Origin of the sequence: Dermabacter sp. HSID17554, assembly GCF_003989295.1 — a bacterium.
GTDB classification, from domain to species: Bacteria; Actinomycetota; Actinomycetes; order Actinomycetales; family Dermabacteraceae; genus Dermabacter; species Dermabacter vaginalis.
In genome coordinates, this window is record NZ_RBLW01000003.1 from 50923 (window position 1) to 70159 (window position 19237).

A 19237-nucleotide genomic window follows, 5' to 3' on the forward strand; every position below is an offset into this window, starting at 1 on the left:
CACAGTGGGCGAGAGCTTCAAAGGGAGCCTGCGCTCTCACCCGCGCGCCCCATAGGCCCGGAGTCGGTAGGCGGCAGAGTCCCCCACCGTTCTACGATAAGCCCGATCACCGCGAGAATGAGCGCGCTTAGCGCATCGAAGCCGAGCGGAAGAATGGCACCGCTGAGTGTTCCGCCCCCTGCGGTGGCGAGGAACGCGCACATACCCGCGTAAAAGCCAGCACCGATCGCACCCGTATAGGCCGCGGCACGCGCCGCGAGAACGATCCTGTAAGCCGTGACCATGTCGATGTGATGCCTGCGCGGCGTAAGCGGATGGGTTTTCGCGCGCTCACGGGACTCATCGAGATATCTCTTCACGCGAAGCCCAAGGGCAAGAACGACGGCGGAAAGAATGAGGAACACCATTCCCGGCATGATGCCGGCGACGGGAACCGGGGCACCTCGCGAGGCAAACGCGAGAGACAGCCCGTGGCCCGCAAGGCCCGCCACGAGGGCGATGCCAAGAAGCCGCAGCGCAGGAGTTTTTGTCATCACACACCCTTGGGTGGGCGAGCCTCGCTCGCGAAACCGGCAACGCGGGGACCGGGGCGCAAGCCCGCACGGTCGGGGGCGGCCTTCACGAGGTCCGACGCCTGCCGGCCATCGGGGAAGCTCCAGTCGGGATCGATGTCAAGCATCGGTGCGAGAACAAAGGCGCGTTCGTGCGCTCGCGGATGCGGAAGCGTCAGTTGCTCATCATCGCACGTGAACTGCCCGAAGGAAATGAGGTCGAGGTCGAGGGTGCGCGGTCCCCACCGAAGGGTGCGGGTGCGCCTTGCGGCATTCTCGATCTCATGGAGTGAGTCGAGAAGCTGCCACGGGCTGAGCGAAGTCTCGAGAAGCGCAGCCGCGTTGAGGTACGCGTCCTGATCAATGTCGCTTACGGGGTCGGTTTCGAAAACGCGGCTCGCGGCAACGAGACGAGTTTCGGGGATCCCCGCAAGAGCCGCGAGAGCACCGGCGAGGAAGTCCTCGCTATCGCCAAGGTTTGAGCCAAGCGCGATGAAAGCGCTCACGGGTGCCGCGCGCCTTGTGACACGAACGCGTGCGTCGGTGAAGGGCTGCGGAATTGGCGCGGTGGGTTTGTGCACGCTCACGCTCACTTCGCGCACGAGCACGTGCCGCTCAAGTACACACTGGGCGATGCGCTCGGCGAGAGTTTCGATCAGGTCGACGCTTCGCCCCGAGACGATTTCTTCGACGATTGCCGCGGCGTCCGCGTAGCTCACGCTTCGCTCGAGCGCATCATCGCGCCCCGCCGAGCGCGTATCCACGCTCATGTCGACGTCCACGAGAAAATCGTGGCCCTCCGCTTTTTCGTGATCGAACACACCGTGCTTGCCGTGCACGCGCACACCCTCAACCGCGATATGGGAAAGCGCGGCGGGCGCGGCAAAAGCGATATCGCTCCACGTCATGCTTGCGCCTCCTCCCCGTAATTGCGGTCGGCAATGCTCGCCCCAAGCCCCAAGTCTCGCCCCTCAGGACCAGCCATAAGGCGTTGCATGACCCGGATGTTGGCGACGGTAGAAGCGACATCGTGAACGCGCACCGCCCACGAGCGCCTCAGCTGGGCGAAGCCGCTCAGGGCGGCGGTTCCCGCGTCGCGGTCGATATCGAGTGCACTCACGAAACGCTTACGGCTCACACCGATGAGAAGCGGGTAGCCGAGCCCCTCAACCGCATCGATCTGGTCGTAGAGGTTCCAGTTGTCTTCACCCGTCTTTGAAAACCCGAAGCCCGGGTCCGCCACGATGCTTTCACGAGGGATACCCGCGTGCACCGCCTTCTCGATTTGTGCCCCGAGTTCGCGTGCGACGTCCGCGCCGATCTCGCCGTAGCCCGCGTGTGACATTGCCTCCTCGGAGTGTCCACGCCAATGCATAGCAATGTAGACGGGCGGCGTGCCGAGAGGAGTCGCGAGACCCGCGATGGTCTGGAACATCTCTGGATCAGCAAGGCCCGCGGAGACATCATTGACGATCAGCGCACCCGCCTCGACTGCGGCACGGGCGACCGCGGCACGCATCGTATCGATGCTCACGGGGATGCCCCTCGACGCCAGCGCCTCGACCACCCGCACCGTTCGCTCGAGTTCTTCACTCTCACTTACGCGGCTTCCACCCGGGCGCGTGGATTCGCCACCAACATCGATAATGTCGGCGCCCTCGCTTACCAGGCGCTCGGCATGCGTGAGCGCGCTGTGGAACTCGTTGTGCTCGCCACCGTCGGAAAACGAATCCGGGGTCACATTGAGCACCCCCATCACGAGGGTCCGCTCGCACGTGAGAGAAGAAGGCAGGCCCTCCACACGCCGCCACGCCGGGGCGCTAGAGAAGTCCAGAACCGGTCGCGTTGCGTTCATGTGATGCCCTTTCCCGCCGCGAGCGACGCTTTCGCCAAAATCAGTGGTGCAGACCCGTGAGGATGAGGCTCATCGCCTCCGAACGCGTGGCCGCATTGGACTGGAGCGAGCCGCGCACGGCACTCGTCACGGTCTCAGCATTAGGAGATTTCACGCCTCGCATCGCCATGCACAGGTGCTCGGCCTGGAGTACCACGATCGTGCCGTGTGCGTGAAGCTCTTCGTGGATCGCATCCGCAATCTGACTCGTGAGGCGTTCTTGCACCTGCGGCCGCGCCGCGTACCCTTCGACGAGCCTTGCGAACTTGGACAGTCCCGCGACAGTTCCGTCCTTGCCGGGAACGTACCCCACGTGCGCACGCCCAAAGAATGGCACGAGGTGATGCTCGCACATCGAATAAAACCGGATGTCGCGCACGAGAACCAGCTCGCGATGCTCGACCTCGAACTTCGTATGCATGTGCTCGCGCGGGTTCTCGTGCAGTCCGCGGAATACCTCGCCGTACATGCGGGCAACACGGGCCGGGGTATCGAGAAGCCCATCGCGATCCGGGTCCTCGCCGATGGCCTCGAGGATTTCTCGCACGGCGCGCTCAATCCTCTCGCGATCGATGCTCTCCACCGCATTGTGGTTCTCGCTCATGAATCCTTCTTTCTTCACGCGAGTACTGCTCGCGAGGGACGTGAGGTATGCGCTACTCGGCACCCGGGATGTGAGGAGAACCGTCACCTGGTTGCGGGAGCTCGGGCGGGGTCCCGCCGAGTTCCTCACCGGCCTGGTCGTTCTCGGTGCCATCCGGGACGGTGCTGCCGATCGTGCCGGGGCGGTCGCTACCCGCGAGCGGTTCGTTGAACACGGGACGGTCTTCGCTCGACTGCCATACCTCACGCGGCGGGCGTTTCGTCACGTCCTTAAAGATCTCCGCCAGTTCTTTCTCGCCGAGCGTCTCCTTTTCGAGAAGTTCTTCAACGAGATGGTCGAGCACGGCACGGTTGGTTTTGATGACGCTCCAGGCCTCATCCAGGGCGTTATCGAGGAGTCGGCGCACCTCTTCGTCGATCAAGCGTGCCGTGTCCTCGCTGTAGCCGGGCCCCTGGCCCTGCTGCATGCCCACGAAAACCTCGTCTTGTCCCTTGCTCAGAGCCACCTGGCCCACAACACCGCTCATACCGAGTTCGGTGACCATCGCGCGGGCGATGCCCGTCGCGTTCTTGAGGTCGGAACTCGGGCCGGTCGTGACGTCGTGGAAGATGCCTTCCTCGACCGCGTAGCCACCCATCCCGTAGGCAAGGCGATCAAGGAGCTCATTGCGGCTTTGATAGTTGCGGTCGGCCGTCGGCACCACCATGGTGTACCCGCCCGCGCGGCCGCGCGGAAGGATCGTCACCTTCGTGACGGGTGCCGAGTTGTTGAGGGCCGCGGCGACAAGTGCGTGACCACCCTCGTGGTAGGCCGTCATTTGCCGCTCGCGCTCACTCATGACCTTCGAGTAGCGCTGCGGGCCCATGGATACGCGGTCGATTGCCTCATCAAGGGCGCGCATGTCAATGATTTGGTTTCCCGAACGCGCCGTGAGGAGTGCGGCCTCGTTCAGCACGTTGGCGAGATCCGCACCGCTCATGCCGATTGAGCGACGCGCGATGTTGTCGAGGTCGACGTCGTCCGCAAGCGGCTTGCCCTTCGCGTGCACTTCGAGAATCTTGCGGCGGCCCTTGAGGTCGGGGGTCTCAACCGCGATTTGGCGATCAAATCGGCCCGGGCGCAAAAGCGCCGGGTCGAGGATGTCCACGCGGTTCGTCGCGGCGATGAGGATGACATTCTGGTGCTCCTCGAAGCCGTCCATCTCTACAAGCATCTGGTTGAGGGTCTGCTCGCGCTCATCGTGACCGCCGCCCATGCCGGCACCGCGGTGGCGACCAACGGCGTCGATCTCGTCGATGAAGATGATCGCGGGAGCGTTTTCCTTCGCTGTGTTGAACAAATCGCGCACGCGGCTCGCACCTACGCCCACGAACATCTCAACGAAGTCCGAGCCCGAAATGGAGTAGAAAGGTACCCCCGCCTCGCCCGCGACGGCCTTCGCGAGGAGAGTCTTACCCGTACCGGGTGGACCGTAGAGAAGAACGCCCTTCGGGATCTTCGCTCCGACCGCGTGATATCGCTCGGGACTCACGAGGAACTGCTTGATCTCATCAAGCTCCTCAACGGCCTCCTCGGCCCCGGCGACGTCCTGGAACGTCACCTTCGGCATGTCCTTGTTGAAAAGCTTCGCCTTGGACTTGCCGAACTGCATCGCGCGGCCGCCACCCTGGGCGTTCATCATGAAGAACCAGAAGAGGCCAAGAATGATGATGAGTGGGAAGAACGTGAGAAGCAGCTGCCCCCACCACGAGGGGGTGGCGATCTTATCCGTGTACCCCTTCGATGGCGCAGCATCATTCACGGCTTTCACCACGTCATCGCCGCGCGCGGTCACGTAGGAGAAGGCCACGCGCTTGCCCTTGTCTTCGAAGTCCTTCGTGAGCACGAGGTTGACGCGCTGCTGGTTGCCGTCGATGATCTCCGCTTGCTCAACGGTGTCGCCCTTGAGGAGCGTGAGGCCCTGCTCGGTGTCGATGTCTTGGAATCCGCCGCGACCGAAAATGCTCAAGGCGAGAAGGACAATCGCGAGGGTCGCGAGGCTCCACAGCCACAGGTTGCGAGCGGGGGATTTCTTTTTTTCTGCCATGTGAAGTGCTAAATCTTACGTTCTTGTAGGGCGGGGCTCATGCCTCGCGCACGTTTCGTGAATGAGCGCGAATCTACCCCGAATCGCTGGGCCGGGGCTGTCAGACGCCCCGATGTTCTCAATCGGCGTAGACGCTCGGCTTGAGGATGCCGACGTAGGGGAGGTTGCGATACTTCTCGGCGTAGTCGAGGCCATAGCCGATCACGAACTCGTTCGGAATGTCGAAGCCCACGTACTTCACGTCAATATCCACCTTGACAGCTTCGGGCTTGCGCAAAAGCGTGCAAATCTCGACGCTCTTCGGGCCTCGCGAGCGGAGGTTCGTGCGAAGCCAGCTCAGGGTGAGGCCAGAGTCGATGATGTCTTCGACGATGAGCACGTGGCGATCGGTGATATCCGCGCTCAAATCCTTGAGGATGCGCACGACTCCGGAGGACTTCGTGCCGCTTCCATACGAGCTCACGGCCATCCAGTCCATGTCTACGTCGAGCGTGATCGCCCGCGCGAGATCGGCGACGACCATGACGGCTCCCTTGAGCACGCCAACGAGCAGCGGGGCCTCGCCTTCGTAGTCGCGATCGATTTCTGCGGCGAGTTCGCTGATCCGCTCGCGGATCGCCTGCTCATCGAGCAGGATGCGCTCGACGTCCTCATCCATGGTCATGGGGTTCCTTCCCGGTGCGTCGCGTTGTCGAGGTCGCGGGGGCTCAGCCTTGCGTGTCATGGAAGCGGGTGCCTCCCCCACGGAAAACGATGAGCCCCTCGTCGCGTATCGCTTCGATCTTACCCGGAAGGGGGATGGGGCCTTGGCCCCGATAGGCGCTTACGAGGGAGTCAACGTGAAGGATCTGACGTCGAAGGAGCGACTTGCCTGAACTTGCACCCGCGAGCGCACTCGCCTGGCCGATCGCATGCTTAATCACGCGAGTGCGCAGGGCACGGTTGAGCGGGGCTAGGGCGTAAGCGTCGAGCGCGAGTAGGCCGGGGGTTCTGCTCGGGGGATTCCGACGCAGGCCCGCGTAGGTTTCTTCCGCTTCTTGTTCAAGGTAGTCGGCGTCATCACGAAGGAGATCGGCGGTGCGCACGAGATTCGCGGCCACCTGCTCACCAAAAACGTCGGCGAGCATCGGGAGTGCTCGCGAACGCGCTGCGACTCGCAAATATGCCTCGTCGTCGTTCATGGGGTCGTCCCACACGTCGAGGCCGAGGGCCTCGCACACGGCGCGTGTGTCGCGCCTCCACAGTCCGGTTTTCTCGTCGCGTCCCGTGCCGAGGAACGGGCGAAGGAGGCTCCCGCGTTTTCGCGGGATCCCCGCGAGCGAGCGGGCTCCCGCGCCACGTGCGAGCCCTAGAAGCACCTGTTCGGCCTGATCATCGAGTGTGTGCCCAAGGAGGAGAGCGAGGGCGGAACGTTCCTCACACATGTCGTTGAAGGCCTCGTGACGCGCGATTCTGGCAGCGTTTTCGAGGCCCCCCTCCCCCGCCTTGTCCACGTGAATTCGGCGGATGTGGCACCGGGCGAGACCCAGCCGCTCGCATTGGAGGGCCGCGCGTTCGGAAACTGAAGCGGAGTGATCGGAGAGACCGTGGTCGATGAGCACCGCTTCAACCTCGAGACCGAGCCTCGAGACGACCCACTGGGTTGTCGCGGCAAGCGCGAGGGAATCGGCGCCTCCGCTCACGCCAACGAGGATGCGAGGCGCGAGCTGCGCTCCCTCGGAGAGGTCGGCGCATTCCTCGAGCCTTGCCACGAGGGCCGATTTCACGGCAACGCGTGCACGCGCAACGGGCTCGGGCGGGCCGCTCACTGTTCCTCCCCTTCTTCTGCTCCGGCTTCTACGGGAGAACTCGGAGCATCATAGAGGCCCGCAGGCGTCGGGCCTCCCGCCGAAATGATCGCGCTCGCAACGTCATCGACGAGCGCACGTGCCTCCGCGTACCCATCCGCCTGAGAGTCGTACGCGAAAATGGCGTAACCGACCACGCGGCCGTCCGAGAGCACGGTCGTGCCGGCAAGCGTGGAGGTTCCCGAAAGCGTTCCGGTTTTTCCACGTGCGACACCGCGGGCTTCTTCGGCACCGGCCTCGCCGAAACGATTCTTGAGCGTTCCCGTGAGCCCGCCGATCGGGACACGTGCAAAAGTGTCCCTGATCTCGACTGGCGCATTCCCGGATGCCCACGCTGTCAAATGTGCAAGAAGCGACGGTGATAGTCGATTATCTTTCGATAGGCCCGAGTTGTCGGCAATCACGAGGCCTTCGGTTGAGAACCCCTTCTCGCGAGCGACCTCGTCAAGCTCCGCTTTCACGGCTTCGCGAGCACCTGCCACGGTTCCCGGGCGTCCCGTCTTGACGGCGGCGAGGCGCGCGAGCGTTTCCGCAAGAGTGTTATCGGAATAGAGAAGCGTATGGGCAATCCAGCTGCTGAGAGGTGCGGATTGCACGGATCCCAGCTCGGTTGCTCCTTCGGGCGCAGCCCCGCGAGTGGGCTCTGCCTCGATCGTGATCCCGCGCTCCTTGAGGAGCTCCGCGAAGGCCTTCGCTGCGTCGTACGAGGGGTCCTTCGATTTCGCGCCGTACTTGGTACCGTCGGCTCGCCCCGCATCGATCCCGAGCGGCGTAATCGGCGCAACCCACCCCCCGGCAGGGCCGTTCTCACCCCACGCCGGATTGACGGGATCGTTGCCAAAGAGGGTGTCATCGAACACGAGCGTCACTTTCGTGCGCCCCTCCGCCTTCAGCTTTTGCACGGTTTGATCCGCGAGCGAGGCGAGGGACGCGCGCGCGATCCCCTCTTTCGTTTCCTCCGGCTTCACCGTCAGCAGGTTGTCCCCACCGCCTACGAGCACGAGTCGCTCACCATCGAGAACTGTACGCGTGGTGAGTGTCTGCTCGGGCCCCACCGCTTTCGCCGCCGCGAGTGCCGAAAGAAGTTTCATGGTCGAGGCAGGGGTGAGGCTCACGCTCGCATCGCGTTCAGCAATCATCTCACCGCTTGCAGCATCCACGACCGCGTAGGAAAGTTTCCCCGAATAGGCACCGAGCCCGGGAAGTGCTTCAACTGCCGCCGTAATGCGCTCGCCACTCACGCGCTCGACGGGTGACGCAGCATCACGTGGCCGCGCGAGATCTTCACGCTCCCATGCCTCGCCTTCGGCGGGAACCCCTTCGAGGTCAGCAACCTTTTGGGTGCGGAGGGTGAGGGGGCCGGGGAAGCCATCGACGAGATCCCCGAACGTATAGAAGGCTGCGGGAAGCGCGAGCGCAAGGGCCGCGGCAACAATCTCGATTGCCTTCGACTTCGCCATCTGAGAATGCTCCTCTTCACCCTGGAATGACCGCGCTGGGCGTCTTTGTGTCTGTGACTTCGTGCAAAGTTTACGCGCGTGTGGCCCGCCCAGACTCCGTAAAACAGCCGACGCTTGAGGATCTTCGCTATTGTTGCACGCAGAGGGCACGGCCCTCGCACACATGAATCACCTTAGGCAATGGAGTCACGCACGTGGAATTCGACGTCACGATCGAGATCCCCAAGGGAAATCGCAACAAGTACGAAGTCGACCATCACAATGGTCGCATCCGGCTCGATCGCATGCTTTTTACGGCAACCCGCTACCCCGATGATTATGGCTTCATTGAGGGCACGCTCGGTGAGGACGGCGACCCGCTCGACGTGCTCGTCCTTCTCGAAGAGGCGACCTTCCCCGGCTGCCTGATTCGCTGCCGTGCACTCGGCATGTTCCGCATGCGCGATGAGTCCGGCGGCGACGACAAGATCGTCGCGGTTCCGGTTGGCGACAAGCGCCAGATCCGACGCCAGGAACTCACCGATATTTCCGAATTCCACCGCCTCGAAATCCAGCACTTCTTCGAGGTCTACAAGGACCTCGAGCCCGGCAAGAGCGTCGAGGGTGCCCACTGGGAGGGCCGCGACGATGCGGAAGAGGAAATCCGTGCGTCCTATCGCCGCGCGAAGGGGACCGAGCACGAAAACGAGTTCACTCAGGACATCTAATCGTCGTGCTAGAACAAAAGGCGCTTCCGGAACATCCGGAAGCGCCTTTTCTCTTTCGAAAAGCTATGCGGGCCTAGGCGTCGCGCGCCTCACCGGAGTTGCCGTCGCTCTCGGGATCTTCAACGAGGCTCGAAGGCACGGGCTCGTCGGCGTGGCTGAACACCTCGCGCGCGGCTTCGATGACGGTCTTCGTGAGCGCCTTATTGCCAAGCCCCCCGATCACGGCACCGATACCGAACGGGATGAGGCGCCCTGCCCACAGCCCTGTGAAGCGACGTGTCACAGTTCGACGGATCCAGCGATTGACCTGTGTGTTCACCGCATCGGCAATGAACGGCGGCGCCATGCCGTCGAGAACCGTCGACCACTGAAGGCCGTTCTTTCCAAGAGCTTTCGTCACGATCTCCGTGCCCCGCTCACCGCCGAGGATCGCGAGGATCACGGTGCGGCGCACCGATGGTTTACTCATGTCCACGCCACGCACGTGTGCAATGCCGAGGGTGAGGAAGGCACATGCCTCGGCGAAGGCGATGCCCTCACCCGCGGTGAGCGCGACCGCGGTAGCGGTGCCAACCGCGGGAAGTGCGGCCACGCCGCCGATGCCGACGCCCGTTGCCACGGCGAGTTTCGTGAAGTGGCCTTCGAGGCGACCGATGATCTGGTCATCGCTCCACGTGGGATTCTTGCGGCGAAGCGAATCAACGTATTTGCGAGCGATCGGCCCTTGGACGGCGAGGGCCTTGTCGATGACCTCAAACTGCTTGTCATCGATAAGCGATTCCCCGCCCTTGCCCTTCCCGCTCGATTTCTTTGATGTGCGCAGGTCCTTCGAGGCCATTGCTCTCCTTTTCATGGACGCTTTCGGGCGCACTCACGCCCGCGTGCGGTGAAGATCTACGGCGCCGGGCTCAAGATTCGCGACGTCGCCGCGCAGACCAAGGTAACGAACCGCGGCTGAAAGATCCGTGTAACGGTGCAGGTAGGAATCCTGCACGAGTGATCGCTCAACGCCTCGATCGTGGCACAAAATTCCGTCGAGGTGATCGCTTTCATGCTGGAAGATGCGAGCACTCCAGCCCGTCCACACCTCGTCGAGTTCACGTACTTCGCCGCCGTCAAGGATCGCGGTACCGAAAACGCGCACGCTCTTTGGTCGGGGCACGAGCGAACGCCAACCGTCAACGCTCAAGCACCCTTCCCACCCAAACGTCACGGTATCGTCCCCCTCCACTTCTTCATAGCGAGGGTCGATCACTGCCATGAGGGGGAGATTGTCACGCTCGTAAAGAGCGTCGCCAGCATCGCGCTCCTCGCCTTCTTCCCGCACGAAATCTTCCATTACCACGAGGCGGATCGGCACACCCACCTGCGGAGCCGCCACTCCCACACCCGGCGCTTCGTGCATCGTGACAACGAGTGCCTGGATGAACTCACCGAGGAGCTCGGGATCGAGCGTCCGTGCCGCGTCCTTTGAGTGGGCGCGAAGTGCCGGGTGCCCCGCTTGTACAATCCTCAGCGGCTCATTCTCGCTCCGCCGCTTCGCCAGAGTCTTTTCAATGAGTTCCGCGAGGCTCGTCATGCCATCGCCACCTTTCGCTCTCGTCATCGTCGCTTCACAGCCCATCTCACACGCCCGCATGTGCCGATCCTCGCCGCGCGCCACCGAGGCACTCGAAGAGCGGAGCATGCGTCGGGCTCCCCGACCACCTTACGGCCCTCCCAAACCGAAGTGACCGGCGCACCCACCGGCGCGTCCCGTATGGTGAGTGCCACAGTGCGGTATTGTTATCCGTACGTCAGCGAGGAACGCTGGCTGTTACTTCACAACGGATCGTCCGGCACGTACCTGCCGGTGAAGGGAATACCCATGGCAAAGGTGATTTACGACCACGCAAGCCGCATCTACCCGGGCAGCGATAAGCCCGCGGTTGACGACCTCAACATCGAGATCGAAGACGGCGAATTCCTCGTCCTCGTTGGCCCCTCGGGCTGCGGTAAGTCCACCTCGCTGCGCATGCTCGCGGGTCTCGAAGAGATCGACGCTGGCCGCATCTTCATCGGCGATCGCGACGTGACAAACGTTCCGCCGAAGGACCGCGATATCGCGATGGTGTTCCAGAACTACGCTCTCTACCCGCACATGTCGGTCGCCGACAACATGGGCTTTGCACTCAAGATCGCGGGCACGCCGAAGGATGAGATCCGCAAGCGCGTGGAAGAGGCCGCGAAGATCCTCGACCTCGAGCAGTACCTCGACCGTAAGCCGAAGGCGCTCTCGGGTGGTCAGCGCCAGCGTGTGGCCATGGGTCGCGCGATCGTGCGTTCGCCTCAGGTGTTCCTCATGGACGAGCCGCTCTCGAACCTCGACGCGAAGCTCCGTGTCTCGACCCGTACCCAGATCGCCTCGCTCCAGCGCCGCCTGGGCGTCACGACCGTCTACGTGACCCACGACCAGACCGAGGCTATGACGATGGGTGACCGCGTCGCTGTTCTCGCCGGTGGTGTGCTCCAGCAGATCGACTCGCCGCAGCGCATGTACGATCACCCGAACAACGTGTTCGTTGCAGGCTTCATCGGCTCGCCCGCCATGAACCTTATCGAGCAGCCCCTCACTGACCAGGGCGTTGCCTTCGGCGGCTCCGTGATTCCCGTGGATCGCTCCACTCTCTCGGAGTCCAATGAAAAGGCCGTCACCGTCGGTGTGCGTCCCGAGGACCTCGAGCTCGCCGCGGACGGCCTCCCGGTCGAGGTTGACATGGTCGAGGTGCTCGGCGCCGACGCCTACGTCTACGGCCGCCTCGCTGGCGCCGGTGAAACCGACAAGCCGATCATCGCGCGTGTTGACGGCCGCCGTCCTCCGCAGAAGGGCGAGACCGTGCACTTCCACCCGAAGGCTGACCACGTGCACCTGTTCGACCTGAAGTCGGGCAACCGCCTCGGCGACTGACCCTGTCGTTCCTCTCGCGAGGAAACATTCACAAAGAAGGCACGCGAATCGCGTGCCTTCTTTGCATACTCGGCACGAGAGTGAGGGAGAATAGAGAGCATGGCACCCATCGAGATCTCCGCAGCGCGAGCCGACGAGGCGCTCCTCGATCTACCGTGGGGCCTTCCCCTGGCCGAATGGCCCGATTCGCTCCTCGCCTCACTCCCCCGCGGCATTTCGCGCCACGTCGTGCGTTTCGCGCGCGTGAGCGGGCGAGTCCTCGCCCTCAAAGAAATCAACGAGAACCTCGCGCGCGGCGAGTTCACGACCCTGCGCCTCCTCGGAAAGCTCGGCATCCCCGCGGTTGAACCGTTCGCCGTCGTGAGCGGCCGCGAATCGGCCGAGGATGGCCGCGAGCTCGACGCCATCCTCATCACGCGCCATTTGCAATACTCGCTCCCCTACCGCGCCGTGTTCACACAACTCAACAGCGAAGACACAGCCCGCAAGCTCCTCGATGCTCTTGCCGTGCTCCTCGTGCGACTCCACCTCGTGGGCTTCTACTGGGGTGATGTTTCGCTCTCCAACACCCTGTTCAAACGCGATGCGGGGGCCTTCGCCGCGTACATCGTGGACGTCGAGACCGGCCAGCTCGAGGATCACCTCACGAAGGGACAGCGCGAGTATGATCTCGATATCGCGCGCACGAACATCGTGGGCGAAATGCTCGACCTTCAAGCAGCCGAGCAGCTTCCCGAGAACGTTGACCCCATCGCCATTGGCGATCTTCTCCTCGAACGCTACAACGAGCTGTGGGATGCCCTCACGGGCCGCGAGACGTTCAGCGCGAATGAGCGCTGGCGCGTGAGTGCGCGTATCGAAAAACTCAATGAGCTCGGCTTCGACGTCGACGAGCTCGACATGACAACCGACCTAGACGGCACGACCGTGACGGTGCAGCCGAAGGTTGTGGACGCCGGCCACCATAGGCGGCGCCTCATGCGTCTCACGGGCATCGATGCGCAAGAAAATCAGGCGAGGCGTCTGCTCAACGATCTCGATCAGTTCCGCGCCCTCACCGACCAGCAGGGCGAGGAGGAAGAGTTCGTGGCGCACGAATGGCTTCAGGAACAGTACGAGCCGGTCGTGCGGGCAATCCCTCGCGCGATGCGGAAGAAGCTCCCCGCGCCCGAGTTCTACCACGAACTCCTCGAGCACAAATGGTTCATGTCCCAGCGTCTCGGCAAGGACGTCACGTGGGATAAAGCCGTGCAGGATTACATTCTGAACGTCCTCGCCTACCGCCAGGACGAGCGAGCGCTCATCACGTCGGAGACCTCGGCAATCCCGATCGTGACCGAGACGGAGCTGTAAGGCTCACTCAGGGCTAGGCGCGCCCCGTTCGTGCACGCGTACCCGCGATCTCGTACATCACGATTGACGCGGCAACCGAGGCGTTGAGCGACTCGGTCGTCGCCGCCATGGGGATCGACACAATCGCATCGCACTTTTCGCGCGTGAGGCGCGAAATTCCCTTACCTTCGGCACCGACAACGAGCATGATCGGCGAGGTCGCCAGATCCATGTCTCGCGGCTCCAATTCGCCATCGGCATCGAGCCCCACAACGAAGACGCCCTGTTTCTTGAGCGAGTCGATCGTGCGGTTGAGGTTCGTGACCTGGGCGACTTTCACACGCGTCGCGGCGCCCGCGGCCACCTTGTAGACGCTCGCGGTCATGCCTACGCTTCGACGTTCGGGAATGATCACGCCGTGCGCGCCGAACGCACCCGCGCTTCGGAGTATCGCGCCGAGGTTGCGCGGGTCGGTAATGCCGTCAAGCGCAATCAGCAACGGCGTGTCAAAGTCGTCCGCAGCAATCTCGAGGAGATCTGCCGGGTCGGCGTATTCATACGGCGGAAGTGTGAGGGCCACGCCCTGGTGGATCGCGTCGTCGGTGAGCCGATCGAGTTCGGCGCGCGTGGCTTCATGCAGCTGAAGGCCCTTTTGATGCGCAAGGCGCATGATCTCGCGTACGCGTTCATCGGCCTCAAGCCTGATCGCGAGGGTCAGAGAGAGCGCCTGAACGTCCTCTTGGAGGGCTTCGAGCACGGAGTTACGGCCCGCGATCACGGTGGGCCGATTCGCGGCGTCCTTAGGGGACCTGCGCGGCGGGCGGCGCTTGCCGGATTTGGTACCGGATTTTCCGACGGTGTCGTGCGTACCCTTGTAGGCCTTGTGGTGAGGGCGATCCTCCGCCTTGGGGGTGGGGCCGCGGCCTTCGAGCCTACGGCGGCGCACGCCGCCAGAACCGACTTTGGGGCCCTTGCGGGAGCTCTTGTGTCCTGCCATGGTCTCTCCTAGTTCGTGAGACTCCAGCGGGAGGAGCCCGCGGAGTCTTCAATGCGAATGCCGGCGGCTGCGAAGCGATCGCGAATCGCATCGGCGCTCGCCCAGTCCTTGTTTTTCCGTGCTTCTGCGCGCTCCTCGAGCTGAGCTCGGATGAGGGCATCGAGAGCGTCGTGTTCCGCACCACCCGCACCAGGCTCATCGGACCACATCGCGCCGAGCAGGTCGAGGCCGAAAACATCGAGCATGTCTCGCAGCTCGTTGACGGCACTCGCGACCTCATGAGCATCAATGTGCGGTTTCGCGAGAAGAGTATTGAGTTGCCCGTGGCGTTCGTGGACGACTGCGAGGGCATCGGCGACGCCGAGGTCGTCATTCATCGCCTCGGTGAAGCGGTCGGGAAGCGCTCCCTCGCCCGGTTCGCAAAGCTCTTCGTATGCTCCTGCCTGCTCGAGGGCGTCGAGTGCGCGCGTGAGCGAGCCGCGAAGTCGCGAGAGTACAGTTTCCGCCTCGGCAAGCGTCGTTTCGTTGAACTCGACGTTCGTGCGGTAGTGAGAGCCGACGATGGCAAGGCGCACGGCAGCCGCTGAATGTTTCGCTAGGACATCTTCGGCTGTAATGAAGTTGCCAAGGCTCTTGCCCATCTTCATGCCGTCAACGGTGAGCATGCCCGAGTGCATCCAACGCTGCGCAAATCCGTAGCCGGCGCCGTAGCTCTGAGCCTGCTCGTTTTCGTGATGGGGGAAGCGCAAGTCGAGGCCACCGCCGTGGATATCGAAGCTCTCCCCCACGTATTTCTTCGCCATGGCCGAGCACTCGAGGTGCCATCCGGGGCGCCCCTCGCCGAAAGGTGTCGACCACTTGGCGGTCTCGGGTTCGCCTGCCTTGGCTTTCTTCCACAGTGCGAAGTCTCGAGGGTCCTGTTTGAGGTTCGAGGCTGCTTCGGCGTCGTCGACCATGTTCTCGATCGACTGGTTCGTGAGCGAACCATATTCGGGCAGCGAGGAGACGTCGAAGTACACGCTTCCCTCACCGTCGGCGTAGGCGTGCCCGCGCTCGATGAGGCGCTGCATGAAGTCGATCATCTCGGTGACGTGCCCCGTGGCGCGCGGCTCGTAATCGGGGCGCACGGCGCCGAGCTGATCCATGATCTCACCGAATTTTCGTTCGTTTGCGTAGGACCACTTCCACCAAGCCTCGCCCTCTTCGGCGGCTCGCGCGAGGATCTTATCGTCGATGTCGGTCACGTTGCGCACGTAGGTGACTCGGTAACCGCTCCTGCGCAGCCACCGCACGAGCACGTCGAACGCGAGGAACGTGCGGATATGCCCCACGTGGGGGCCGTCTTGGACCGTGGGCCCGCACACGTAGAGCGAGACTTCACCGTCCTTGAGCGGGGTGAAGTCCGAAACTGTCCTGGTTTTCGAATCGTGCAGTCGTAGAGTCACGTCTTAAGCCTAGCCTCTCGTGGGTACCGAAAAAGCGAGGAGCACTCGCGGCGCCCCTCGCTTTGTGACGGTGATGATTATTAGATCTCGCGCGGTGTTGCGGCGCTGACCTGTTTACCGTAAAGCTCTTCGAAGGCGTCGTCGTAATCAACGGAGTTCACGCGACGCTTCCCCTGCACCGAATCGACGGCGCTCTTCGCGGTTTCGATCGTGACCTCGGGCGCGGTGATCTTCTTGACGATCAGGTAGGCGATGAGGCCGAGAATCGCGCCGAGCACTACGAGCGAGCCGCACACGATGAGGAATGACGCCCAAGCCGGGAGGCCGAGAGCCACGAGGCCCCACGCGCAGAAGAAGAGGAACATGACCCACGCGCTTAGGAGGAAGAACACGAGAACTGCCGCGAGTGCCGCGACGGCACCGCCTTTGACGGCGATTCCGGTGACTTCCTTCTTCGCGATCGCGACCTGCTGATCGATCACGGAGGTGAATTCGTTCTTAATCGAGGCGACAAGTTCGCCAATCGACCGCGAGGTTGTGCTCGTTCGGCGGTCGTTCGAAGAGCGGTCGTTCGTGGAGTTGATCATGCACTCAGCCTATCAATGCGGCCCCTGAAGTATTCAGAGGATTCGAAGGGTTTTCTCCGGTTGTCGTGTGATGTTTAGTCGATCGTCACGCGGCGGCGGCGCTGTTGCTCGGGGCGGGGGCCTGCCGAGGACGAGCGGCGCACAATGAGGTGCGGTGACACTGCCGTGTCGCGCGCCGGCCCTTCAAAGCCGCCAATGCGCTCGACAAGCATCTGCGCACCGAGCGCACCGATACGGCGAGAGTTCGGATCAATGCTCGTCACCTGTGCGATACCCGAGGACGCAAGCGACGTGTTGCCGTACCCCGTCACCGCAAGCTGGGCCGGCACGTCGTAGCCGGCATCGGCCGCGGCCGAGAGCACGCCCACAGCGGTCACATCATTCGAGCACGTGATCGCGGTAGGGACCTGGCTTCCGCGAAGAAGCATCGAGCCGGCGGTCTGGCCAACCTGCTCGCTGAAATCGGCGGGTTCAACGCGTGCGCGATCTTCGAGACCATGGCGCTTCATGGCGGCCTTGAACGCTGCCGCGCGTTCTTTCGCGACGGCATACCCCACGCCGCCCACGTGGGCGATGTCCTTGTGCCCGAGGCTCACGAGGTGATCCACGAGAAGGCCGTAGCCTGCTTCGTCGTCGATGCGAACCGTGTCAGATTTTCCAACGCGTTCTTTCGAGCCGCCGATCGCCACAATCGGTCGGGTGCCGATTGCTTCGAAGACCTTGTCGAGTTCGGGAAGCTCACTCGCCATGATGAAGCCGTCAACGCCAAGAGCGGTAAGCGAAGAGATGGTCTCCTCTTCGAGGGTGATCGGATATTCGGGCATGCGGCGCCGCGTCGGCACCACCACCACGTGTCGACCGGTCGCGGCCAGCTCGATGCGGATCGAACGCACGATGTCGGAGATCCACGTGTTGCGCATCGTGTTCACGAGAACCGCGACGACACCACGGTGGTCATCCTCGCCCGTGAGATCCTCGAGCGGGTAGTGCAAGCGCTCGGCGGTTTCCCGCACGGACTTCACGAGCTTCGAGTTAATGTCGGATTCTCCGCGGAGCGCACGAAGCGCCACCGCAGCCGTGATGCCGAGGGAGTTGGCGACCTCCGTGAGCGTTGCACGTTCGCCGTCGGTGCGCTTCTCAACCTCGGGGGCAACTTCCGCCGCCGCCGCAAGTTCCTCGGGGCTCTCACCGGGTGCGAAATCGCCGTTGATGTCGCCGCTAGCTTTATCGTTCATGGGGCCTTGGCCGTCCTTTTCTGTCATGCAGGTCGCGCCGCGGTGGCGCGTGGCATTCGCGTCTAACGGTAGCCCACGTGCCTCAACACGCGGGCAAAGACACGGGAACCGTGACGGCGAGGCCACCCATCGCGGTTTCTTTGTAGCGTTCGTTCATGTCCTTGCCCGTGCGGCGCATCGTTTCGAGCACGGTATCGAACGAAACGAAGTGCTCACCGTTGCCGCGCATCGCGAAACGAACGGCGGTGATCGATTTGATGGCGCCCATCGCGTTGCGTTCAATACAGGGCACCTGCACGAGGCCACCCACGGGATCGCACGTGAGGCCAAGATTGTGCTCCATCGCGATCTCGGCCGCGTTTTCCACTTGCCGAGGCTTCGCTCCCATCACTTCAGCGAGGCCTGCGGCGGCCATCGAGCTGGCCGAACCGACCTCTCCCTGGCAGCCCACTTCCGCACCGGAAATCGAGGCGCGTTCCTTGCACAGCGAGCCAAAAGCCGCAGCCGCGAGCATGAAGCGCACGATCATGTCATCGCGATCGTCGTAGCGCAGGTACGTGAGGGCGTAGTAGAGCACCGCGGGAATAATGCCGGCGGCGCCATTCGTGGGTGCAGTCACCACTCGCCCCCCGCCCGCATTTTCCTCATTCACCGCGAGAGCAGCAAGGCTCACCCACTCAAAGGCGTTATCGGCGCGATGGTTCGGGTCTTCAAGCTGAAGAGCATCGTGCCAGGTCGCTGCCCTTCGGCGCACATTGAGACCGCCGGGGAGCACACCGGTGGTGTGCATACCGCGCTCGATGCAGGCCTCCATGACCGCCCAAATCTCGAGGATGCCCTTGCGGATCTCGCTGTCGCTTCGCCACTGCCTTTCGCGCATGAGCATCGCTTGCGACACGGTGATGCCGTTTTCTTCGCACACGCGAAGAAGTTCTTCCCCGCTTTCGAAGATCGGCTTCGCTTTGCCTTCGCCCTCGTCGTCGCTCTCGCCTTCGGCGAGGGGTTCCGACGCTTGCTGGGCTTCAAGCTCCTCTTTATCCACGACGAAGCCGCCGCCGATCGAGAACATCGTGCGTTTCTCGAGTTCGTTGCCGCTTTCGTCAAGGACCGCGAAGGTCATGCCATTGGAGTGCTCGGGAAGGAAGGTGAGCGGGTGAAGCACGATCGTGGAGGGGCGCAGACTCACGGGCACGCGCCCGCCAAGCATGAGGCCACCATTGCTATCGATATCCTTCGCACGCGCCCATGCCTGCGCAGGGTCGATGGTCGCGGGATCGTTGCCTTCGAGGCCAAGAACGACCGCGTCGAGTGTCCCGTGCCCCATGCCGGTTGCCGCGAGCGAACCGTAAAGATGCACCTCGACATCGGCGATGTCGGGCCCGATCGTCGGATGGGCAAGGGCCTCGTCAGCGAACTCTTTCGCGGCGCGCATGGGGCCAACGGTGTGCGAACTCGAGGGGCCGATCCCGATCTTGAACAGGTCAAAGAGGCTCACGCTCATGAGGGGTCTCCTTCTCGTATCGAACGCGGATCATGTGATGTGTA

The 19237-nt window shown here is 63.1% G+C and carries 18 protein-coding genes; 3 read left to right on the forward strand and 15 right to left on the reverse strand.

The window, feature by feature from the left end; all coding sequences use genetic code 11:
* Positions 1-17: 17 nt before the first annotated feature.
* The 8 genes from D8M36_RS05900 to D8M36_RS05935 form a co-directional block, all read right to left on the reverse strand.
* Entirely contained in the window at positions 18-533 is a 516-nt protein-coding gene (locus D8M36_RS05900; RefSeq protein ID WP_126847492.1) for a DUF3180 domain-containing protein, read from the reverse strand.
* Positions 533-1459 carry a 2-amino-4-hydroxy-6-hydroxymethyldihydropteridine diphosphokinase gene (gene folK / locus D8M36_RS05905; protein WP_126847494.1) on the reverse strand — a complete coding sequence of 309 codons (927 nt, stop codon included), beginning with the start codon at positions 1457-1459 and terminating at the stop codon, positions 533-535. Before folK ends, D8M36_RS05900 begins: the two co-directional genes overlap by 1 nt.
* Positions 1456-2406 (reverse strand): dihydropteroate synthase, encoded by a 951-nt coding sequence (gene folP, locus D8M36_RS05910; protein WP_126847496.1) that lies wholly within the window; start codon positions 2404-2406, stop codon positions 1456-1458. Before folP ends, folK begins: the two co-directional genes overlap by 4 nt.
* 40 nt (positions 2407-2446) lie before the next feature.
* The gene (gene folE, locus D8M36_RS05915; protein ID WP_126847498.1) at positions 2447-3049 is read right to left on the reverse strand and encodes a GTP cyclohydrolase I FolE; all 603 of its coding nucleotides are present in this window, start codon (positions 3047-3049) and stop codon (positions 2447-2449) included.
* A 52-nt stretch (positions 3050-3101) separates the two neighbouring features.
* Entirely contained in the window at positions 3102-5135 is a 2034-nt protein-coding gene (gene ftsH, locus D8M36_RS05920) for an ATP-dependent zinc metalloprotease FtsH (protein ID WP_126847500.1), read from the reverse strand.
* Between the two features lie 118 nt (positions 5136-5253).
* The gene (hpt, locus tag D8M36_RS05925) at positions 5254-5799 is read right to left on the reverse strand and encodes a hypoxanthine phosphoribosyltransferase (protein ID WP_372487308.1); all 546 of its coding nucleotides are present in this window, start codon (positions 5797-5799) and stop codon (positions 5254-5256) included.
* Positions 5800-5842: 43 nt separating this feature from the next.
* On the reverse strand, positions 5843-6943 hold the full coding sequence (gene tilS, locus D8M36_RS05930; protein WP_126847502.1) for a tRNA lysidine(34) synthetase TilS: 1101 nt from the start codon (positions 6941-6943) through the stop codon (positions 5843-5845).
* Complete coding sequence (locus tag D8M36_RS05935) at positions 6940-8442, reverse strand: D-alanyl-D-alanine carboxypeptidase/D-alanyl-D-alanine-endopeptidase (protein WP_161970216.1); 1503 nt, start codon at positions 8440-8442, stop codon at positions 6940-6942. The genes tilS and D8M36_RS05935 overlap by 4 nt, the downstream gene beginning before the upstream one ends.
* 194 nt (positions 8443-8636) lie before the next feature.
* Between D8M36_RS05935 and D8M36_RS05940 the strand changes: the two genes are divergently transcribed.
* A complete protein-coding gene (locus tag D8M36_RS05940) occupies positions 8637-9149 on the forward strand; it encodes an inorganic diphosphatase (RefSeq protein WP_016664322.1) in 513 nt (170 codons plus the stop codon).
* A gap of 73 nt (positions 9150-9222) precedes the next feature.
* Here D8M36_RS05940 and D8M36_RS05945 read toward each other — a convergent pair whose 3' ends face one another.
* Both D8M36_RS05945 and D8M36_RS05950 read right to left on the reverse strand, forming a co-directional pair.
* Positions 9223-9987: a hypothetical protein gene (locus D8M36_RS05945; protein WP_126847506.1), complete on the reverse strand. Its 765-nt coding sequence runs from the start codon at positions 9985-9987 to the stop codon at positions 9223-9225.
* A gap of 33 nt (positions 9988-10020) precedes the next feature.
* The gene (locus D8M36_RS05950) at positions 10021-10836 is read right to left on the reverse strand and encodes a peptide deformylase (RefSeq protein ID WP_238638400.1); all 816 of its coding nucleotides are present in this window, start codon (positions 10834-10836) and stop codon (positions 10021-10023) included.
* A gap of 180 nt (positions 10837-11016) precedes the next feature.
* On the opposite strand from D8M36_RS05950, the gene D8M36_RS05955 reads away from it, so the two are divergent.
* Both D8M36_RS05955 and D8M36_RS05960 read left to right on the forward strand, forming a co-directional pair.
* Positions 11017-12096 carry an ABC transporter ATP-binding protein gene (locus D8M36_RS05955; RefSeq protein WP_065247618.1) on the forward strand — a complete coding sequence of 360 codons (1080 nt, stop codon included), beginning with the start codon at positions 11017-11019 and terminating at the stop codon, positions 12094-12096.
* Positions 12097-12195: 99 nt separating this feature from the next.
* Positions 12196-13449, forward strand: coding sequence for a DUF4032 domain-containing protein (locus tag D8M36_RS05960; protein ID WP_126847508.1), 1254 nt, complete (start codon positions 12196-12198; stop codon positions 13447-13449).
* Between the two features lie 13 nt (positions 13450-13462).
* Here the strand turns inward: D8M36_RS05960 and rlmB are convergent, their stop codons facing one another.
* The 5 genes from rlmB to D8M36_RS05985 form a co-directional block, all read right to left on the reverse strand.
* Positions 13463-14425: a 23S rRNA (guanosine(2251)-2'-O)-methyltransferase RlmB gene (rlmB, locus tag D8M36_RS05965; protein WP_126847510.1), complete on the reverse strand. Its 963-nt coding sequence runs from the start codon at positions 14423-14425 to the stop codon at positions 13463-13465.
* An 8-nt stretch (positions 14426-14433) separates the two neighbouring features.
* Positions 14434-15870, reverse strand: coding sequence for a cysteine--tRNA ligase (gene cysS / locus D8M36_RS05970; RefSeq protein ID WP_126847511.1), 1437 nt, complete (start codon positions 15868-15870; stop codon positions 14434-14436).
* A gap of 80 nt (positions 15871-15950) precedes the next feature.
* The gene (locus tag D8M36_RS05975; RefSeq protein ID WP_065247614.1) at positions 15951-16457 is read right to left on the reverse strand and encodes a phage holin family protein; all 507 of its coding nucleotides are present in this window, start codon (positions 16455-16457) and stop codon (positions 15951-15953) included.
* Between the two features lie 74 nt (positions 16458-16531).
* Complete coding sequence (locus D8M36_RS05980) at positions 16532-17692, reverse strand: LacI family DNA-binding transcriptional regulator (protein WP_126847513.1); 1161 nt, start codon at positions 17690-17692, stop codon at positions 16532-16534.
* Between the two features lie 82 nt (positions 17693-17774).
* The gene (locus D8M36_RS05985; protein WP_126847515.1) at positions 17775-19193 is read right to left on the reverse strand and encodes an L-serine ammonia-lyase; all 1419 of its coding nucleotides are present in this window, start codon (positions 19191-19193) and stop codon (positions 17775-17777) included.
* Positions 19194-19237: the final 44 nt, after the last annotated feature.

Bases quoted from the DNA above. Each gene is read 5' to 3' on its own strand.
- D8M36_RS05950 (WP_238638400.1), bottom strand. From the start codon at position 10,836: ATGCTCCGCTCTTCGAGTGCCTCGGTGGCGCGCGGCGAGGATCGGCAC.
- D8M36_RS05960 (WP_126847508.1), top strand. From the start codon at position 12,196: ATGGCACCCATCGAGATCTCCGCAGCGCGAGCCGACGAGGCGCTCCTC.
- folE (WP_126847498.1), bottom strand. From the start codon at position 3,049: ATGAGCGAGAACCACAATGCGGTGGAGAGCATCGATCGCGAGAGGATT.
- D8M36_RS05980 (WP_126847513.1), bottom strand. From the start codon at position 17,692: ATGAACGATAAAGCTAGCGGCGACATCAACGGCGATTTCGCACCCGGT.
- ftsH (WP_126847500.1), bottom strand. From the start codon at position 5,135: ATGGCAGAAAAAAAGAAATCCCCCGCTCGCAACCTGTGGCTGTGGAGC.
- D8M36_RS05975 (WP_065247614.1), bottom strand. From the start codon at position 16,457: ATGATCAACTCCACGAACGACCGCTCTTCGAACGACCGCCGAACGAGC.
- D8M36_RS05985 (WP_126847515.1), bottom strand. From the start codon at position 19,193: ATGAGCGTGAGCCTCTTTGACCTGTTCAAGATCGGGATCGGCCCCTCG.
- D8M36_RS05935 (WP_161970216.1), bottom strand. From the start codon at position 8,442: ATGGCGAAGTCGAAGGCAATCGAGATTGTTGCCGCGGCCCTTGCGCTC.
- folP (WP_126847496.1), bottom strand. From the start codon at position 2,406: ATGAACGCAACGCGACCGGTTCTGGACTTCTCTAGCGCCCCGGCGTGG.
- folK (WP_126847494.1), bottom strand. From the start codon at position 1,459: ATGACGTGGAGCGATATCGCTTTTGCCGCGCCCGCCGCGCTTTCCCAT.
- D8M36_RS05955 (WP_065247618.1), top strand. From the start codon at position 11,017: ATGGCAAAGGTGATTTACGACCACGCAAGCCGCATCTACCCGGGCAGC.
- hpt (WP_372487308.1), bottom strand. From the start codon at position 5,799: ATGACCATGGATGAGGACGTCGAGCGCATCCTGCTCGATGAGCAGGCG.
- rlmB (WP_126847510.1), bottom strand. From the start codon at position 14,425: ATGGCAGGACACAAGAGCTCCCGCAAGGGCCCCAAAGTCGGTTCTGGC.
- D8M36_RS05900 (WP_126847492.1), bottom strand. From the start codon at position 533: ATGACAAAAACTCCTGCGCTGCGGCTTCTTGGCATCGCCCTCGTGGCG.
- D8M36_RS05945 (WP_126847506.1), bottom strand. From the start codon at position 9,987: ATGGCCTCGAAGGACCTGCGCACATCAAAGAAATCGAGCGGGAAGGGC.